Consider the following 16,024-nt stretch of genomic DNA (forward strand, 5'->3'; position numbering starts at 1 on the left):
TGTTGAAACTGCGGCCCTAGACCACCTCAAAGGCGATCGCCATCGCCGCCAGCTGGGCCGTGTCGAGCTGGCCACCCGGCGATCGCGGGCCGCCGCTGCTGCGCGATCCGCCCCCTAGGTCAGCTAGGAGGCTGCCCATCACGGTCGCTGGATCCTCCGGCGCCACTGGCCCGCGGCTCTGGCCGCCCCGGGTCGCCACGTCCCGCAGCGCGCTCAGGGCCTGCCGCAGGGGCGAGCTGCTCGCGATGATCAGCGCCTCCGAGACGCCTTTGGGCTCCTGGGTGACCAGCCGGAAGCTGTCGCGGCCCGCGTCCGGGATCAGGATGCTTTGGCCCGCCTTGACCTGCATCACCTCATCGCTGGCCGTCCACTGATTGGGAAAAATCACCGCCATATCGCCCGTCGGGTCGATCACCAGCACGCTGAAATAGAGGTCGCGGCTTTCGCGGTTCTCGATGCGAAACTGGACCGGGGTGCCCACAGCCAGCCGGGGCAGGCCAGTACTGGGGCTGGCGCTGCGGCGGCGAGGCGCGCTGCGGGTCGGAAAGACCTCTGCCAGGAGCTGGGAGTCGCTGCCCTCGGGGCTGAGGCTGACGCTGACCTGGAGCCGAGAGGTGCTGGTGTTGAGGGTGGTGCGGACGATGCGCGCCGCCAGGAGCGATCGCAGCTTGGCCTGGAGCCGCTGGACCGCTGCTTCGACCCCCTCCCCCGCACCGCCAAAGGAACCGGGCACCGGCTCCAGCGCCTGGGAAAACAGGCCCACGCTCCCGATCGCTGGCTTTCCAGCGCCTTGCCAGTTTTGCCGCGCGGCCTCAGTGACTCGGCCCAGCAGGTAGTCCACCTCCCCTTGCTGGAGCGGCCGTACCTGCACCCGCGAGACGCGCTCCAGGGCTTGTTGGGCGGCGGAGGCGTCGTCTCCCAGGGACGGATCGAGGCCGACCCGCAGCACCAAGTCGGTCGGGACGCCGCGGCTGCGCTCGCGCAGCAGGGCGCCGGGCTGGACCTTGGCTTGGAGCAGTCGCCCCCGACCCACCAGGCCTTCGCGGCCCTGGAGCTCCACCAGTCCCTGCTCGTTGCCCTGGGCATCGACCACGCTCAGAACCCCCGATTCTCCGAAGGCTTCCAGGCTATTCGGGTCGAGGCCCCCGAGCCACAGCTCCGCCTGGGATCCTTCCACCTTGGTGATCACGGCTTCGGCGGGGGGCTTTTGATTTGGGACGAAATAAAAGGGTTTTTGCTCGTTATTGCTGCCTGCCTTGGCTTCGTACTCGGGCTCTTGGCCGCTGAAGGAGTCGCGCGTCGTGGCGCGGGCGATGTTGGGAATCGCGCTGACGAAGGGCTCGGCCCCGGCCTGCTGCCACAGGTACTGGGTCATGGTGTAGGTGAAGGCCCCCGCGTAGAAGTCGCTGAAGGGGGTGTCTGCGGCCAGCTGGTCTCGGCGGGTGGAGGTGATGACCATGCCTTTGGCGATGCCTTTGCGGCGCTGGGCGATCAGCTCGTCGGGGCTCAGGCCCAGGCGCGATCGCCACTGGTCTTGGTAGGCCAGCTCCTCAGGGCTGGGCTCGAGGACGCTGCCCCCAGCGCGCGATCGCACGATCACATTGCCGCGCTTGCCGCCGCCGGAGTGGCAGCTATCAAGGATGGCGGTGACGTTCTCGGTTTGCAGGGCGCTCATCAGCAGATAGAGCGTGTGGCCCATGAGGTCCTGAACGGCGCCGCCCTCCCGGGGGAAGTTGGCGGGCAGGCGGCTATCAACGGGGACGAGGGTGCTGTTGAGGCCGTCGGGAAAGTCGCGATCGGGGTCGGAGACCTGGGAGCCGTGGCCCGAGAAGTGAAACACCACCACGTCTCCCGGCTTGGCCTGCTGGATCAGGTGCTCCTCAAAGGCGGTCAGGATGCCGTCGCGGGTTGCCTGGGCGTCGGTGAGGGTGACGATGTCCTTGGGATTGAAGCCAAACCGGTGAATCAGCAGCTGTCGCTGGAGATCGGCATCGGTGACGCAGCCGTAGAGTGGCGAAAAAAGGCTGCTCTCGGGATATTCGTTGATGCCCACGAGCAGGGCGAGCTTGCGGGGAGTGCTCTGGGCGATCGCGCGACCGTAGCGATCGCTCTGGTGCTGGACCGCCAGGGCATTCCAGCCCAGCGAGGCCAGCAGACCACCTCCCACCTGGAGAAAATGACGCCGCTTCATAGGCAACTTTGCGACTAGAGAACGAAACAGTCGTGAGCCAGGAAGTCAGCAGCCTGTTGGTCTCCTCGGAAGATCCTCAAGACTGCTGAGCAGTAGATTCCGCCCTAGTCTGGCACACGGATTTCGCCCGCTACCACCCTGCTGGCCCGGTCCGTGGAAACTCGCAAAAGCCAGAGCCGCTCCCAGAAGCGATCGCTCGAGTTTTCGTTACCTACCGTTACAAAAAAACTGATGACCGATTGATTCTTAAAGCTTATAAAAACTATTAATAAAAATGATTAAACGATCGGCTGGCTTGGCTGAGTGAGCGCTCAAGGCCCCAAAAAACCAAAGCCCCCCAATGGTGGGAGACTTTGGTTTGCAAGGCTATCGCAGCGCACCTCGCCCAAAAAATCAGAACTGCAAAGCATCGGTTTTAGAAGAATCCGCACCGAATGCAGTACCAATCGCCTTTGGCGTCTTGGCAGTAATAGCAGCCATCCCACCAAACGCAGGCCTCGTAGGAGGCGACAAAGCGCTCGGAGTTCATCAGGCCTGCCACAGCGTCCCGCTTGTCGGCTGAGGGCTTGGAGGCTTCCTCGGACAGAAGGGTCCGAAGGTCTTCGGAAACGCGTTCTAGCTCACAAGGGTGTGCCACTCGTCGGTACCTCTTTTGTCAATCACTGCAAGGGTTTGAGTTGTCCCAGCTTGCTAGGAATCATAGCTCACGGCTCCGAGGACCTCCAGCGCAGCGGGCGATCGCTCCCCTTGATTTATTTATCTGTCTCAACAAACTTGTAGAGAATCGTAAAAACATGGGTGGCAGTGTCGATCGATCGCCAGATCTCCGTGCGATCGCGGCTGACGCTCCTGGCAGGCGACTCGGGAAAAAGGGGCCTGCGATCGCCAAGGTGCGGGCTACTGCCGCGCTCACTCACCGTAGATTAATCAACCACGCGCAGCAGGCCGCGACGCAGGGTTTCGTACAGGTGGTTGATCAGGCCTTGTTCTTGGCTGTTCAGGTTGTTTTGGCCAAACAGCGCCATCAGCCGCTGCTGGTCTCGGCGGGTGATGCGTCGAGCTTCCAAAATATTCGCAACCAACTGCTCTAGCGTTGTTTGGGAAGAAAGTTCAACGTCCATTGCCAGCACCTAGAATCCTCTACATCCTTAGTATCCGTATTTCTACGAAAAACCTCGGTGACTGTAAGGCCCGACACGGTGTGACATTCGGGAGGGTGGTCCGTGATGGCTGTCACGAAGCCTGGGTGACGCGATCGCCTGCTGGTGCCAGGTTGGCCTGGGCAGGCCGCTCGTAGCCCCGCAGCATCGCCAAGAACTGCACCTGATCAAAGCTCCTGGGGTCGAGGCGACTGCCGGATTGGTCCACGGCCTGATGGGTAGTAATGCGGTTTTCGGGGACGTTGGTCTGGGCTAGCAGCCACGCAAGGGACTGGTACTGCTGGGCGCTGTAGCCGCTGTGGCGACGGTTGTTGTTCCAGCCGTCTCGGGGCGTCTCCAGGGCGACGTGGTAGGCGAAGTTATTCACCGAAGGGGGCAGCTCGGCCTTGGTTTTCAGCGTTTCTGGCCCGTTTGGCCCCATAAAGACCGAATTTCCGGCCCCAAAGGCTCGCTTTTCGGGCGGGACCAGGTAAATGACGGTGCCGTCTTGGCGAATCAGGGTGTGGTAGCTGGCCTGCTCTTCGTCCTTGTAGTGGGGCGTCTGGAAGAAGCGAATGGCGCTCTCGGCGGAGTACACCGTTTCGTGGAGCACGACGATCATTGCATGGGTGAGGGGATTGCCCTGGGCGTCGTGGGTAAAGCGATCGCCGTAGTTGGTGGGGTGGGCCGGGGCCGCGACGATGGGCGGCTGATAGGTGCTCGGGGCGATCGCCTCCACGGGCGGCGCGCTCTGGGCAAACTGCGGGCTCGTCTCGACTTCTTCCCACTGGATCGGGGTGTCGCTGGCCGGGACGCTGTGCATCAGCTCGTGGGGGTCAGGCACGGAGGCCTGGGAGGACAGGCCGCCGTCGCGCAAGCTGCCCAAAAAGAGGGCCGCCACCAGCGCCACAAGGCCCAGCAAAATCAAAGAAAACCGTTTCAGCCAAGCGTGAAATTCCATCGAGTGCTGCCGTCGTGAGGGAGAGGTCTGGGTTCTTGTTTTTACTAAGTTCCCCTAATTGCTTCATCTATACAGCGAAGTAATCAGGGGATGTCGAAGCAATATGCACCTGAAGGGAGCCATCAATTAATTCTTGCTTCCGATGACCTAATGAAATTTTGAAGTAGTAGAGCTGCTTCAGAACTTCCCACGCTTTAACTTGTGAGTTCAGTCTAAAGCCGACTAAAGAAAATTTGCGATCATTTGTACTATAAAATAACATAAGCACTATATCCATAACGCTGGATAAAGCACTGTAGAGGGTAGCTCCCAATGATTGAGTCATTTTGGGCTTTTACAGATATTGCTCTTCCTCCAGACAGGGTAACTCTAAGAGTTTCTTCTGGGAAAACAGTAGTCACAGTCACATCACAACGCTTTGGCGTCAAAACACTTGAAATTGACGACGAACTACCTCTTTGTTCAGCAACTGTTGAGAGGGTTTATCCAAAGGCTTTAGGTTTTCAAGATGACGCCTCAGTCTCAGTCTCGGTCACTCCAGTAATCCCATACAGAGAAGATGATGATGACGATAATGAGGATAGGGATGAAGGTGATTACTGGAGAAGATAAAGATTAAGAGTAATCGATGCAGTTTTTGTTTCAGGTTGAGAGAAGGCTTTGTCTGCGATGCATCAAGCCCAAAAGTGACTAATGGAATTCCTTAAGAAATTTACTGGGCGATCAATCTTCTAAAAAGTTTGGCTTAGAACAAAATTTGTAAGCGATCGCCCGACAGATTCTGTCGGGCGATCGCCTCTTTGACTTGGCGAGGCTAGGGCGAGCCAAAGCCGCCCAGGGAATTAAAGGAATTGCCGCTCTGGCTGGCCCGCACCGCTGACTGCGAGAAAAGCTGAAACGCCTGGTGGATTTCTTTGCGGCTGTTACCCGGCGTCAAGATCCACTCATCCCGGATGCCCATGTCTCGGAACACCTGCCGAAAATCCGTGCTGCCGTCGTCGATGCCCATGGCCGCCACAATGTGAGTCTCGGCCCGCAGCATGTCCGTCACCAGCGATCGCACCGTGTCGGCGCTGGCCCGATGGGAGTGCTCGTCGCCCCCATCGGAAATAATCAGCGTGACGGTCCGCACCGGCACCCCGTTATCGGCAAACTCCTGCGCTTTGGCCAGCACCGTGCCGAGCAGCACCACGGTTTGGTCATAGAGGGGCGTTCCCAGGTTGGGGTTGTAGTTGCTGCTGTCCATACGAGTGGCCTGGGCGACGGGGCAGTAGGGAAACAGCACCTGCCCATTCAAGTAGCGGGTGTGGACGAGCAGGTTTTGCTGCTGCTGGGAGTGGCTGAGAGCGTCGAGGACGGTGTTGTGGCCAGCGCTCACCGTGGCGGTGTTGCCCGAAAAGCGGATGGAGCCGGAGTCATCGGGCATCAGGGTGACCAGGACGACTTCGCTGGCGGTCACGTCGTCAATGGCGATCCCCAGGCCCGCCTGGATCTGGGTGCCGATGTCCGCCACATTCAGCGCCTGAAAGGAGGCACTGGACAACAGGCCCTCGGCTTGGGCGCTCTGGAATAGCTCGTTCAGGTTGGTGCCTTGGCTCATGATGGAACTCCTAAAAAGGCGCAAAAAGGCTTAGACAATCTCAGAAAAGATTGAGAGAACTTGAGAAAGCTCAGGAAAGGTCGAAAAAGCTTGAGAGGGCGATCGCGGGAATCGGCGAACCACAAGCCTGCGTCACAGCGAAAGATCGGGCCAGTGGGCGATCGCCTCGGTCGATCGCACCAGGTGCATCCCCGCATCCGCGAAGCGCTGGAACGCTGCATCGGCCTGATCGGTGAAGTCCACTACCCCCGGCACCACCACCGCCGAGGTGCAGTCCTCCAGCAGATACACCTTCTTTGCTAGGGCCGGGTCCTGGGCCTGGATTTCGCTCAGCAAGTCCGCAATGGTCCAGGCGACGCAGTGGCTCTTGGCCTGACCGGCGATGATCACCGCGTCAAACTCCAGCAGCTTTTGGATAAAGCGGGTGTTTTTCTGGGCGATCGGTCGACCGTCTGGGCCGTCGAGCACCTCGGGCCGCAGCACCGAGTAGTTTTCGGTCAGCGGGTTGCCGCCCTTGATCTCGAAGTTGGTTTGGCTGTGGCGCGCGATGTTGTGGAAAAAGCAGGCCTCCTCCACCGCCGAGACCAGGGCGTGGCCAATGCCCCCCAGCATGGAGTGGTAGGGCCAAATGGTCAGGGGATACTTGCCGTCCTGGCTGAGGGTCTGGACGTAGTGCAGGGCGTAGCTTTGTAGCAGCAGGTAGTTGCCTTTGGCGAGGCTGTGGGCGATCGCCGGGTTGACCTTCCAGTGGCCCTGCTGCACCTGTGCCAGCGAGATGGTCGTCATGGGCGGCGGATTGTCCCCCGCGTCGTTCACCCAAAACTGGCTGTGAAAAATCTGCATCACCGTGTGGGTGTCCATGGTGGGTGCGATTTCGGTGATCAGGCCCAAATTGCGGTAGATAAACTCGCACAGGCGCACATTGTCCTGGACGGCTCCCTGGCCCGATCGCCCGCCCACAAACAGCTCGAAGTCCGGAATGCAGAAGGTATTTTGCACATCGATGGCCATCAGGCACAGGCGGGTTTTGTCCTTGGCGGCGGGGGCGATCGCGTGCTGCTTGGCCCAGGCCCTGGCCTGCTCGGCCCGCGCTTGGTAGGGTACGCGCCACACCTGGCCGACCCGGCCCGCCTCGAAGTGGGGCGGCAGGGGTAAGGAATGAGAAACGCTTTGGGTCATGGGGAGATCCTCAAAAATGGCAAAGGGTGAATAGGGGAGAGCGTCGCGCCGGGGCCTAGCCCAGGGTGAGGCGACGAATCCGGTGAGCGGACACGCTGTAGAGGCCCTGGGGTGCGGGCAGCAGGTGACAACTGGCGTTCACGAAGGGCTCCGTCTCGGTGAAGGTGTGGGTGTGCACGAGCTGGCCTGCCTGGAGGTCGATGCGCACAATCCCGTCGTCAGTGGCGGCCAGCAGGAACGCGCCGACAGCGCAGGCGGGGCAGGCATTTGGGAGCGATCGCTCGAGGCCGAGCCGCGCCAGCCAGTGATCGTCCCCTGCGATGGCCGTGGCGGTGGCCTCGACGGTGCCATCTGCCCGGATCACGCAGCAGCGATGGACTCGCTGACCCTGGTCCTGACTCGTCAGAAAGAGCCAGGCCCGCTGCTCACTGAAGGTGCAGGTGGCGTCGATCAGCTGGCCGCCCATCGGCGGGAGCGCCACGCGATCGTTGATCCCAGGGCGCTGGGCATCGAAGACAAAGGCCACGCTCAGGTGTCCCGCCCGATAAAAGCCCATCCCAAAGCGATCGCCCACCCAGAACTGGGTCTGGCCCGCCAGCACGTCGCCGAGGTACACCGGCCCGAGGTCTCCGTCTCGCCACAGCTGGCCCTGGTGAGCCCAGTAGCGATGCTGGGCATTGCCGTCGGCGGCCTCCACCGTCAGACGATCGGGGGAGTGTCCGGGCCGCAGCTTCAGCCACTGGCCCGCCCGCGCCACCAGCGTGGCGTCCCCCTGGACCCCAAAGCGAGTCTGGGGATCGAGCGCCCCCCGAAACGCCACGCTGCCGTCCTCTCGCCGAAACTCTCCCTGCTCGTGGACCAGCCAGCGCAGCCGCCCCTGCTGCACGGCGGCGCACAGGATCACGCCTCCACTTTCAAATACGTCGCTCACGCTGACGCTGCGGGCGGTCTGAGCCGCTGGGGTGGGCAGTGCCGGGGCGGTCTGGGCCGGGGTGCAGCGAGGACAGCAGGAGCGAGCGTGCTCGGTGCCGCACCGGGTGCAGGTGGTCCAGCGCAGCCCGTCGAGGAGCGATCGCGGAAAGACCTCCCGGCGATCGCCTGCAAACACCGCCTGGAAGTAGTGCAGCAGGTCGTCGGATAGCACACCGTAGGGCAGGGCGGGCTTGGGATAGCGGACCTCGGGGTGAAAGACGGTGATCCGGTGCAGAGGCCGCGCGCTAGGCGGAATTTTGGGGCTCGAAGCCCTGGGTTTGTAGACGCCGCCGTAGGGATCCACAAACAGCAGACTCTGCATCAGCATCACCGCAAAGGCGTACCAGTCCGAGAAGGGCGTGTAGGGCTTGGCTAGCTGAAATCGACCGGCCTGGGGATCGCCCAGCTGCGGGTCCAGAAACCGGGCCGTAAACACCTGACAGGGAAAGCTGCCGTACTGGAAAGAATCCGCGTCGATCAGGTAGGCGGCGCTGCCCTGGACCAGCACGTTCAGGTCATTGAAATCGCCGATCACGACCCCTGCTTGGTGGAGCTGGGTCACGGTCCCGTGGAGATCCCGAAAGACCTCGATGACCTCCGCCGTGGGCACCGCCTGCCGAAAGCTGCGATCGCCGTATTTGAGCAGCACCGTCGCCGGGTCCAGGCGAGGCATGGTGTAGCCGACGATGGTGCCCTGGCCGTCAGTGGCGATCGCCTCGGGAGCCACCACGCGGGCCGGCAGATTTTTGGGGAAGGCGGGCAGCTTTTGCTGGTGCAGGTGCAGGCGATCGCGGGCGGCCTGCTGGGCGTGGGGCTGGCGGGCGTAGTCTGGATGCTGGGGGTCTTTGAATCGCTTCAGGACCCGGTTTGGCCCCAGGGCAAAGATGTCGGCTTCCCCACCTTTGGCGATCGCATCCGTTGCCTTGAGGGTGTGGCGGCGGCCCTGGACATAGACCTTCATCGGGCTTGGCCTCCGTAGCGCGCTCCAAAAGCCTCGGTCACGCTGCGCAGGGGCGCATCCAGCCGCGCCAGCACTTCCTGGGCGATCGCCTCTGGCACCCCGCCATAGAACGCCTCGGCAATGCCTCCGGCGATGCAGGCGATCGTGTCGCTGTCGCCGCCCAGAGAAATGGCGTTGCGGATCGCGTCCTCGAAGTCCGTCGATTCTAGAAACGCCCGAATCGCCTGGGGCACCGAGCCCTGGCAGGACACATCAAAGCGGTAGTGGGGACGCAGGTCGTCGAGGGACTGGCTCAGGTCATAGCCAAAGGTGGTCTCGAGGTAGTCCTGAATCGCGGTTTTGGATTCACTCCGCCGCGCCAAAAAGATCGCGGCGGCCGTGGCCTGCGCCCCCTTGATCCCCTCAGGGTGGTTGTGGGTGACGGCGGCGCTTTGCTCTGCCAGAGCCAGCACGGTCTCCAGGTCCTCCCCCGCCAAGGCGACGGGGCTGACGCGCATAGCGGAGCCGTTGCCCCAGCTCTGGTAAGGCTCGGAGCGGTTGAGGCCAGCCCACAGCGTAAAGCTTTTGCCGAAGCCCGCCAGGGGATAGCGCCGAAAGTAGCGCTTGTAGGTGTCGGCGTAGTCAGCGCCCTGGAGCAAGGCTTCGGCCGTGGCCACGGTGAGCACCGTGTCATCGGTGAACCGGCTGCCCTGCCGAAACAGCGGAAAGTCTTTGCGCTTGCAGTTTTGCCGCTCGTACACCGAGCCAATCACGTCACCGGCGATCGCGCCTAACATGGCAGTCTCCTAGGGCACCAAGGGAGCAGAAATCGGAGCAGGTTCGGGAGAAAACGCCTCGGGGCCGGTCAGCGCCATCAAGAGCAGCAGGCCAAGGGCGATCGCTGCCAAGAGCGTCGCGGGATCTAGGCGGGAGCTCTTCTCCGGGCGGGTTTCCGGGGTCACGGCGTGGCCGCAGTGGGAGCAGTAGCGGCTTTCGGCGTCGAGCCCGTGGCCGCAGTGATCACAAAACATCTCGGGCTCCACCACCACGGCATAGTGGACCTGCGAATTGGATAAGCGGGGCATGGTTGCCTCCTCCCTCATGTCGAGGGCGATCGTTTGCGGAGAACTATCAAAGTGGTGTCATCTCGCAGCAGGCCGCCGAATTTGGTGAGCTGCTGCGCCTGCCAGTTCGCGATCGTGCGCTGGTGGTTGAGCCGGGTGAGCTGCCGCCGCACCGCATCGGGATTGCGAAAGTAGCGATCGTCTTGCCAAAACTGGCTCAGGGGACCGAGGGGTGTGCTGGGGTCCGGTCCGGGCTGGTCTGCTGCTCGGCAAAAGTCCTCTAGGCCGTCTGTGCCAATCAAAATTGACTGCACGTCCTGGGTGGCCAGGGAATGGTGAATTTGCAGATCGAGAATGGGCGATCGCGCGGTGTCTGGCACCAAGAGGCCATAGGCCAGATAGGGCGGCGCATTGTTGGGAAAGGGGCCTAGGTGTTGCAGGTGGCCATTCACGGCGATCGCCCCGTCCCCCAGCCCAAAAACCTGGGTCTCCGTCGGCGTGACCACCGCGCCCACCACGGTGAACAGCAGATAGTCCTGGACCACCTGGGGGCGATCGCCGCCAAAGCGCTCCACCAAGGCCCGCAGCTGAGCGAGTACGCTTCGCTGCACCCCCCACCAAAACGGTTCTGACAGGTCTTGACCTGCATCGAGGCGCTGGGCGATCGCCTCGGCGATCCAGCGCGCTCCGAGCTTGGCCCCCACTTCGCTGTGGGCGCTGCTGCCGCACCCGTCACACACCACCGCCACGGTGACCATCGGCTGGCGCAGGCTGTAGAAGGCGTCTTGGTTGTTCTTGCCGGTTCGCAGATGCTCCGTACCGATCACCGAGCCCGCCGCCATCTCAAACTGGTCTTCCATGGCCGTATTGTGTATCTTGTACACCAAGCATAGTGTCAAAAATACAATATGTCAATCTTGCCCAAAGATTCCTCACCCTACCGGCAGCACTCCCTCTGTTCTGAGCCATCCAGCGGTATCATCAACCCCGGGTCTGGGGGAGTTTTGACTTCCCCGCCGCCCCCTTGCGAGGCGCAGCCCTTACCCAGCGCTTTTTTGGTCGCCATGCCCTACACCTACGAGTACCCCCGCCCCGCCCTGACTGTGGACTGCGTGATCTTTGGCCTCGATGACCAGACCACCCTCAAGGTCATGCTGATTCGCCGCAGCTTGCCCCCGTTTCAGGGACAGTGGGCGCTGCCGGGTGGATTTGTGCATCTTCAGGAGTCCCTAGATGAGGCGGCCCAGCGAGAGCTGCAAGAGGAAACTGGGATGACCGATGTGTTTCTGGAGCAGCTCTACACCTTTGGGGCGCCGGGGCGGGACCCGCGCGATCGCGTTGTGTCGGTGGCCTACTACGCCCTGGTCAACCTGGCCGAGCATCCCGTGCAGGCCGCAACCGATGCCAGCGATGCCGCCTGGTTCCCCATGGATGCTCTGCCGCCCCTGGCCTTCGACCATGCCGAGATCGTCCAGCGGGCGATCGCCCGCCTCAAAGGCAAGGTGCGCTACGAGCCCATCGGCTTCGAGCTATTGCCCCAAAAGTTCACCCTCTCCCAGCTCCAGAAGCTCTACGAAACCATCCTGGGCCAGCTTTTGGACAAACGAAATTTCCGCAAAAAGATTCTTAAAATGGGTCTCCTCACCGAGCTAGATGAGACCCAGGCCAATGTGCCCCACCGGGCAGCGCGGCTCTACCAGTTTGATGAGCAGGCCTATCTAGCGCTCCGGGAGCGGGGCTTTAATTTCGAGATTTGATGGTTTCTGAGGCAGCGCGATCGCCCCACCAATACAGGCGATCGAGGAACAGCAGCAGCACGAAAATCAGCAGTTGCAGGCTCCAGGGCGAAAAGGCGAGGCCCAAGAAAAAGGACATCACCGCGATCGCTCCTGCCAAGGTTGTGTCAATGTCGTCGGTGGCAATTTGACACAGCCAAGCACTGATCAAGGCCATCAGAAACAACCAAGCAAAAGTTGGGGGCATCATCCTCCCCTCCCAGCGTTCAGGGGGACAAGAAATCGCCGTAACGGTGGCGCAAACCTCGCCGTCAAGGCGCTGGCGATCGCCCGTGGCTAAATCTCGCAAAATCGCGCAATTTTCCACGAACTTTCCAGGAATCAGAGGTCTAGATGAAGCGTTGACTCTCTGCCTGTGCTTTAAAGCTATCACCAAAGTCGCGGCCAAGACATGACAGTATGTTGCAGCCTGAAGGGGGCTTTCTAGACGGCTCCAGCTCGACGAAACAGCCTTTGAGCGATTGCAGAAAGCGACGTCCCAAAGCTGCTTTTGATCGCCTAGGTCTCTTTGCGCTTTTGATCCGCTCGGCCTAGAAAACCTCCGTCACCTAGCGGAAGATTTGCAAGGGGCGATCGCCCATACTGAACTCAAGGCAATCGAGAAGACCGATCGCAATGGCGGCGGCTCTGGAGCTGGGGACGATAGCACCCTGACAACTCCGGATACAGTCTCCCGGAGTGAAAACGTCAGTCAAGCTTGCTGGACAAATATCAAGTTTCAAGAGCTTGGACGAATGAGCCAAGCTCTTTTTATTTGGCTTAATTCTAAATTAAAGTATTGTCTTTGAAGCGATTAAAACAATCTTTGAGTTGTTTTATTTCCGGTTGTTCATACTTAAAATCGGCTCAAAAATATACTGAAATTCATCTGAACCTCAGTTCTCGCCATCCCTATCTAATAAGTTTTGTCAGTAAGCTTCCCAAAATGCGATCGCCTTCTCCTTAGAGGGAATGCTGAACATAACTTTCTGGCTTTGACTTTCTATGCCCCTCGTAATGTGGAATGACACGCTCAAAATTGGTGTTCCTGAAATCGATCGCCAGCATCAGCAACTGATTGAGCAAATGAATGCTTTGGTGGATGCGATGAACACCAATCGAGGCAAAGAAGAAATTCAAAAAATCATTCAGTTTCTCGACTTATATGTGTGGCAGCACTTCGGCTTTGAAGAGAATTGCATGCAAAAACACAGCTGCCCAGTTGCCTGCCAAAACAAAGAGGCCCACGCCAAATTTTCGGCCACTTTCCGAGAAATCAAGGCCGAGTTCAATGCCAAAGGCGCTAGCTTGCCCCTGGCCATGAAAGTTAATGAGCATCTCCTCGACTGGTTTGTAAACCACATCAAGCGCATCGATCGCGAGCTCAAGGCCTCTATGAAATAGCGCCCTGAACGCGCCAAAAGTCAGCGCTGCGCCAAAAATTGCTCAGAAGCCCACGAAAAAGGCGGCGAAGTCCAGCGAGGACTCGCCGCCCGAGGGTGATAGGGAAAAGCAACCTGAAGGCAAACAGCCGATTTTTAACAGTCTTCTGCTTGGCTGATCCGCCGCATATTCAGCACGTCGCTCATCTTGCGGACCTGGGTGAAGGTGCGCTCGAGCTGGGTGTGGTCGCGGATATCGATGCACAGATCGATGACCGCTGTCTGATCGGGGAAGGTTTTGACCTGGGCGTTGCGCACGTTGATGTTGTTGTCGGTGAGGCGCGAGAGGATGTCCTTGAGGACGCCGACCCGGTCGATCACCTCGATTTGAATATTGACCGGATAGGTCTGGGGACGCGATCGCGCGGGATCGCTGTTGTTCCAGCTCACCGGCACCAGGCGATCGCCCGGAATATTCTCCACGTTGTGGCAGCCCTGGCGGTGGATCGAGATGCCGCGACTGCTCATCGTGACCACCCCCAAGATGGCCTCCCCCGGCACGGGGTTGCAGCAGCCTGCCAAGTGGTACAGCAGTCCTTCCACCCCAATGATCGGAGAGTGGTTGGGGTTGCTGGCGGGCACCTCTTTGAGGTTGCGGTGGCTGGTCGGCAAAGGCAGCGTGTCGGCGTCGTGACTGGCTACCTCGATGGTCTGCGTGGCTTTGACCGCGTCGCGAATCCGGTTGACTACCAGGTTCAGCGTCACCTCGCCGTAGCCGAGGGCCGCCAGCAGATCCTCGACGGTGTGATAGTTGCACCGATGGGCAACAGCGGCCATGGGCTCGGACTTCAGCAAGGCTTCTAGGCCGTTCTTGCCCAGCTCTTTTTCCAGCATCGATCGGCCCCGAGCGACGTTCTCGTCATGGTGCGATCGCTTGTACCACTGCCGAATGCGGTTGCGTGCGCCCGACGTGACCGTGAAGTTCAGCCAGTCGAGGCTCGGGTGAGAGTTCTTTTGGGTAATGATCTCCACGATGTCGCCGTTCTTGAGCGGCGTGTCGAGGGTGACCATCCGGCCATCCACCCGCGCCCCCGCGCACCGGTTGCCGACCTCGGTGTGAATCCGATAGGCAAAGTCCACCGAAGTGGCTCCCCGCGCTAGGGCGACCACGTCTCCCTGGGGCGTGAAGACGTACACATCATCATCAAAGAGATTGTCTTTGATGTTGTCGAGGTATTCCTGGGCGTCCTTGAGGTCGTTTTGCCACTCCAGCAGCTGCCGCAGCCAGGTAAATTTCTCGTCGGAAGCGGTGAACTTAGAGCTGCTGTGGCCCGACTCCTTGTATTTCCAGTGGGCGGCGATCCCGTACTCAGCGATCTGGTGCATTTCGAGGGTGCGGATCTGCACCTCTAGGGGGCGGCCCATGTTGCCCACCACCACGGTGTGCAGCGACTGATAGCGGTTGGGTTTGGGCAGGCCGATGTAGTCCTTGAAGCGGCCCGGGATCGGCTTGAAAGCGTCGTGGACGATGGCGAGGGCGCGGTAGCACTCCTCGTTGCTCTCGACGATGATGCGGATGGCGGCGATATCAAAGATCTCGTGGAATTCTTTGTGCTGCCGCTGCATCTTCTGGTAGATGCTGTAGAGGTGTTTGGGCCGGCCGCTGATGTCGACGCAGCGAATGCCAGACTGCGCCATGCGATCGCGCAAAACGTCGGTCACCTGAGCGATCCGGTCTTCGCGGCTGCCCCGCTTTTCCGACACCAGAGACTGCATTTGCCGATAGGCGTCGGGCTCTAGATATTTAAACGCCAGGTCTTCGAGCTCCCACTTCACCCGGCCGATCCCCAGGCGGTTGGCGAGGGGCGCGAAGATCTCCCGCGTCTCCATGGCAATCCGCCGCCGCTTGACGTCGGGCAGGTGCTCCAGGGTGCGCATGTTGTGCAGGCGATCGGCCAGCTTCACCACGATCACGCGAATATCTTTGGCCATCGCCAAAAACATCCGCCGGAAGTTTTCGGCTTGACGCTCGGTCTTGCTAGAAAAGTTGAATTTCGACAGTTTGGTGACGCCCTCGACCATCTGCCGCACTTCGGGGCCAAAGCGCTCTTCGATCTCGTCGGCGGTGACGTCGGTGTCTTCAACCACGTCGTGCAAAAAGCCCGCCGCGATCATGGCCGGACTGCCGCCGAGGTCCCGCAGCAGCCCAGCCACGGCTACGGGGTGCGCGATGTAGGGTTCTCCGGAGGCGCGAAACTGACCTTCGTGCAGCTCGTAGGCAAAGCAAAAGGCTCGACAAATCAGGCTAGGCCCGCTCGATTCTTTTTCGTCTTTGTCCGTTTCAGCGTCAGTCGAACTCGCGTCAGGTTGCGGAACCTGCACCATACACTCATTCAGCCAGTCTGGAAGGATGAAGTCGGTTGGAGAGGTCAGCGTTGCTACGTTCATACAATCGGCGGGAGGTAAGGTGGCGTCGGCTTAAGAAGATATTTGGCTGGTTTTTTATAAGGGAAAATGTATTCGAGAATACAGAATGCAAATGCTAGATTGCAAGGGATGATCTGCTGAAAAGCAGATAACTGCAATCAATTAGCGATAAAAAGACCGCTCTGTCAGTCGTTCTAAACGACGAGGAGGACTGTGCAGAGTGGATTTAAGCTTGGGGCGAGGTCTTGTCTGGGGCGCGAAACTGGCGCGAACAAGACGTTTATAAACCCTAGTTCTATTCATCATAATAGACAAGCTCTTGACTGGCCTAGGGGGCTCAGGAGGCGATCGCGCCTTTGTGGTAGAGACTGCTAGAAATCCTGATGATTTTTGA

The 16,024-nt window shown here is 60.2% G+C and carries 15 protein-coding genes; 3 read left to right on the forward strand and 12 right to left on the reverse strand.

Annotated elements, in window-relative coordinates:
* Positions 1-16: 16 nt before the first annotated feature.
* The 4 genes from GEI7407_RS02515 to GEI7407_RS02530 form a co-directional block, all read right to left on the reverse strand.
* Positions 17-2,191, reverse strand: a complete 2,175-nt coding sequence (locus tag GEI7407_RS02515) for a caspase family protein (protein WP_015170551.1) — start codon at positions 2,189-2,191, stop codon at positions 17-19.
* 415 nt (positions 2,192-2,606) lie between these two features.
* Positions 2,607-2,828 carry a hypothetical protein gene (locus GEI7407_RS02520; RefSeq protein WP_015170552.1) on the reverse strand — a complete coding sequence of 74 codons (222 nt, stop codon included), beginning with the start codon at positions 2,826-2,828 and terminating at the stop codon, positions 2,607-2,609.
* A 286-nt stretch (positions 2,829-3,114) separates the two neighbouring features.
* Complete coding sequence (locus GEI7407_RS02525) at positions 3,115-3,312, reverse strand: hypothetical protein (RefSeq protein ID WP_015170553.1); 198 nt, start codon at positions 3,310-3,312, stop codon at positions 3,115-3,117.
* A 112-nt stretch (positions 3,313-3,424) separates the two neighbouring features.
* The gene (locus tag GEI7407_RS02530) at positions 3,425-4,291 is read right to left on the reverse strand and encodes a peptidoglycan recognition family protein (protein ID WP_015170554.1); all 867 of its coding nucleotides are present in this window, start codon (positions 4,289-4,291) and stop codon (positions 3,425-3,427) included.
* Positions 4,292-4,603: 312 nt separating this feature from the next.
* Between GEI7407_RS02530 and GEI7407_RS20900 the strand changes: the two genes are divergently transcribed.
* The gene (locus GEI7407_RS20900) at positions 4,604-4,903 is read left to right on the forward strand and encodes a hypothetical protein (RefSeq protein ID WP_150109709.1); all 300 of its coding nucleotides are present in this window, start codon (positions 4,604-4,606) and stop codon (positions 4,901-4,903) included.
* Positions 4,904-5,105: 202 nt separating this feature from the next.
* Here GEI7407_RS20900 and GEI7407_RS02535 read toward each other — a convergent pair whose 3' ends face one another.
* The 6 genes from GEI7407_RS02535 to GEI7407_RS02560 form a co-directional block, all read right to left on the reverse strand.
* Complete coding sequence (locus tag GEI7407_RS02535) at positions 5,106-5,891, reverse strand: hypothetical protein (protein ID WP_015170556.1); 786 nt, start codon at positions 5,889-5,891, stop codon at positions 5,106-5,108.
* A gap of 132 nt (positions 5,892-6,023) precedes the next feature.
* The gene (locus tag GEI7407_RS02540) at positions 6,024-7,070 is read right to left on the reverse strand and encodes a hypothetical protein (protein ID WP_015170557.1); all 1,047 of its coding nucleotides are present in this window, start codon (positions 7,068-7,070) and stop codon (positions 6,024-6,026) included.
* A 55-nt stretch (positions 7,071-7,125) separates the two neighbouring features.
* Positions 7,126-9,003: a hypothetical protein gene (locus tag GEI7407_RS02545; protein WP_015170558.1), complete on the reverse strand. Its 1,878-nt coding sequence runs from the start codon at positions 9,001-9,003 to the stop codon at positions 7,126-7,128.
* Positions 9,000-9,779 (reverse strand): ADP-ribosylglycohydrolase family protein, encoded by a 780-nt coding sequence (locus GEI7407_RS02550; protein WP_015170559.1) that lies wholly within the window; start codon positions 9,777-9,779, stop codon positions 9,000-9,002. Before GEI7407_RS02550 ends, GEI7407_RS02545 begins: the two co-directional genes overlap by 4 nt.
* Before the next feature lie 9 nt (positions 9,780-9,788).
* Positions 9,789-10,067 carry a zinc-ribbon domain-containing protein gene (locus GEI7407_RS02555; protein WP_015170560.1) on the reverse strand — a complete coding sequence of 93 codons (279 nt, stop codon included), beginning with the start codon at positions 10,065-10,067 and terminating at the stop codon, positions 9,789-9,791.
* Positions 10,068-10,081: 14 nt separating this feature from the next.
* A complete protein-coding gene (locus tag GEI7407_RS02560; RefSeq protein WP_015170561.1) occupies positions 10,082-10,906 on the reverse strand; it encodes a protein phosphatase 2C domain-containing protein in 825 nt (274 codons plus the stop codon).
* Positions 10,907-11,110: 204 nt separating this feature from the next.
* On the opposite strand from GEI7407_RS02560, the gene GEI7407_RS02565 reads away from it, so the two are divergent.
* Positions 11,111-11,803 (forward strand): NrtR DNA-binding winged helix domain-containing protein, encoded by a 693-nt coding sequence (locus GEI7407_RS02565; protein ID WP_041268245.1) that lies wholly within the window; start codon positions 11,111-11,113, stop codon positions 11,801-11,803.
* Here the strand turns inward: GEI7407_RS02565 and GEI7407_RS20905 are convergent.
* Entirely contained in the window at positions 11,787-11,999 is a 213-nt protein-coding gene (locus GEI7407_RS20905; RefSeq protein WP_150109711.1) for a hypothetical protein, read from the reverse strand. The two genes, GEI7407_RS02565 and GEI7407_RS20905, sit on opposite strands and share 17 nt — an antisense overlap.
* A gap of 827 nt (positions 12,000-12,826) precedes the next feature.
* Between GEI7407_RS20905 and GEI7407_RS02575 the strand changes: the two genes are divergently transcribed.
* Positions 12,827-13,225 (forward strand): bacteriohemerythrin, encoded by a 399-nt coding sequence (locus GEI7407_RS02575; RefSeq protein ID WP_015170564.1) that lies wholly within the window; start codon positions 12,827-12,829, stop codon positions 13,223-13,225.
* A 134-nt stretch (positions 13,226-13,359) separates the two neighbouring features.
* Here GEI7407_RS02575 and GEI7407_RS02580 read toward each other — a convergent pair whose 3' ends face one another.
* Positions 13,360-15,651, reverse strand: coding sequence for a bifunctional (p)ppGpp synthetase/guanosine-3',5'-bis(diphosphate) 3'-pyrophosphohydrolase (locus GEI7407_RS02580; protein WP_015170565.1), 2,292 nt, complete (start codon positions 15,649-15,651; stop codon positions 13,360-13,362).
* Positions 15,652-16,024 lie beyond the last annotated feature (373 nt).

Origin of the sequence: Geitlerinema sp. PCC 7407, assembly GCF_000317045.1 — a bacterium.
Lineage (GTDB): Bacteria > Cyanobacteriota > Cyanobacteriia > PCC-7407 > PCC-7407 > PCC-7407.

Coding starts and splice junctions, on each gene's coding strand:
- GEI7407_RS02515 (WP_015170551.1), bottom strand. CDS start 2,191: ATGAAGCGGCGTCATTTTCTCCAGGTGGGAGGTGGTCTGCTGGCCTCG.
- GEI7407_RS02525 (WP_015170553.1), bottom strand. CDS start 3,312: ATGGACGTTGAACTTTCTTCCCAAACAACGCTAGAGCAGTTGGTTGCG.
- GEI7407_RS02530 (WP_015170554.1), bottom strand. CDS start 4,291: ATGGAATTTCACGCTTGGCTGAAACGGTTTTCTTTGATTTTGCTGGGC.
- GEI7407_RS20900 (WP_150109709.1), top strand. CDS start 4,604: ATGATTGAGTCATTTTGGGCTTTTACAGATATTGCTCTTCCTCCAGAC.
- GEI7407_RS02535 (WP_015170556.1), bottom strand. CDS start 5,891: ATGAGCCAAGGCACCAACCTGAACGAGCTATTCCAGAGCGCCCAAGCC.
- GEI7407_RS02540 (WP_015170557.1), bottom strand. CDS start 7,070: ATGACCCAAAGCGTTTCTCATTCCTTACCCCTGCCGCCCCACTTCGAG.
- GEI7407_RS02545 (WP_015170558.1), bottom strand. CDS start 9,003: ATGAAGGTCTATGTCCAGGGCCGCCGCCACACCCTCAAGGCAACGGAT.
- GEI7407_RS02550 (WP_015170559.1), bottom strand. CDS start 9,779: ATGTTAGGCGCGATCGCCGGTGACGTGATTGGCTCGGTGTACGAGCGG.
- GEI7407_RS02555 (WP_015170560.1), bottom strand. CDS start 10,067: ATGCCCCGCTTATCCAATTCGCAGGTCCACTATGCCGTGGTGGTGGAG.
- GEI7407_RS02560 (WP_015170561.1), bottom strand. CDS start 10,906: ATGGAAGACCAGTTTGAGATGGCGGCGGGCTCGGTGATCGGTACGGAG.
- GEI7407_RS02565 (WP_041268245.1), top strand. CDS start 11,111: ATGCCCTACACCTACGAGTACCCCCGCCCCGCCCTGACTGTGGACTGC.
- GEI7407_RS20905 (WP_150109711.1), bottom strand. CDS start 11,999: ATGGCCTTGATCAGTGCTTGGCTGTGTCAAATTGCCACCGACGACATT.
- GEI7407_RS02575 (WP_015170564.1), top strand. CDS start 12,827: ATGCCCCTCGTAATGTGGAATGACACGCTCAAAATTGGTGTTCCTGAA.
- GEI7407_RS02580 (WP_015170565.1), bottom strand. CDS start 15,651: ATGAACGTAGCAACGCTGACCTCTCCAACCGACTTCATCCTTCCAGAC.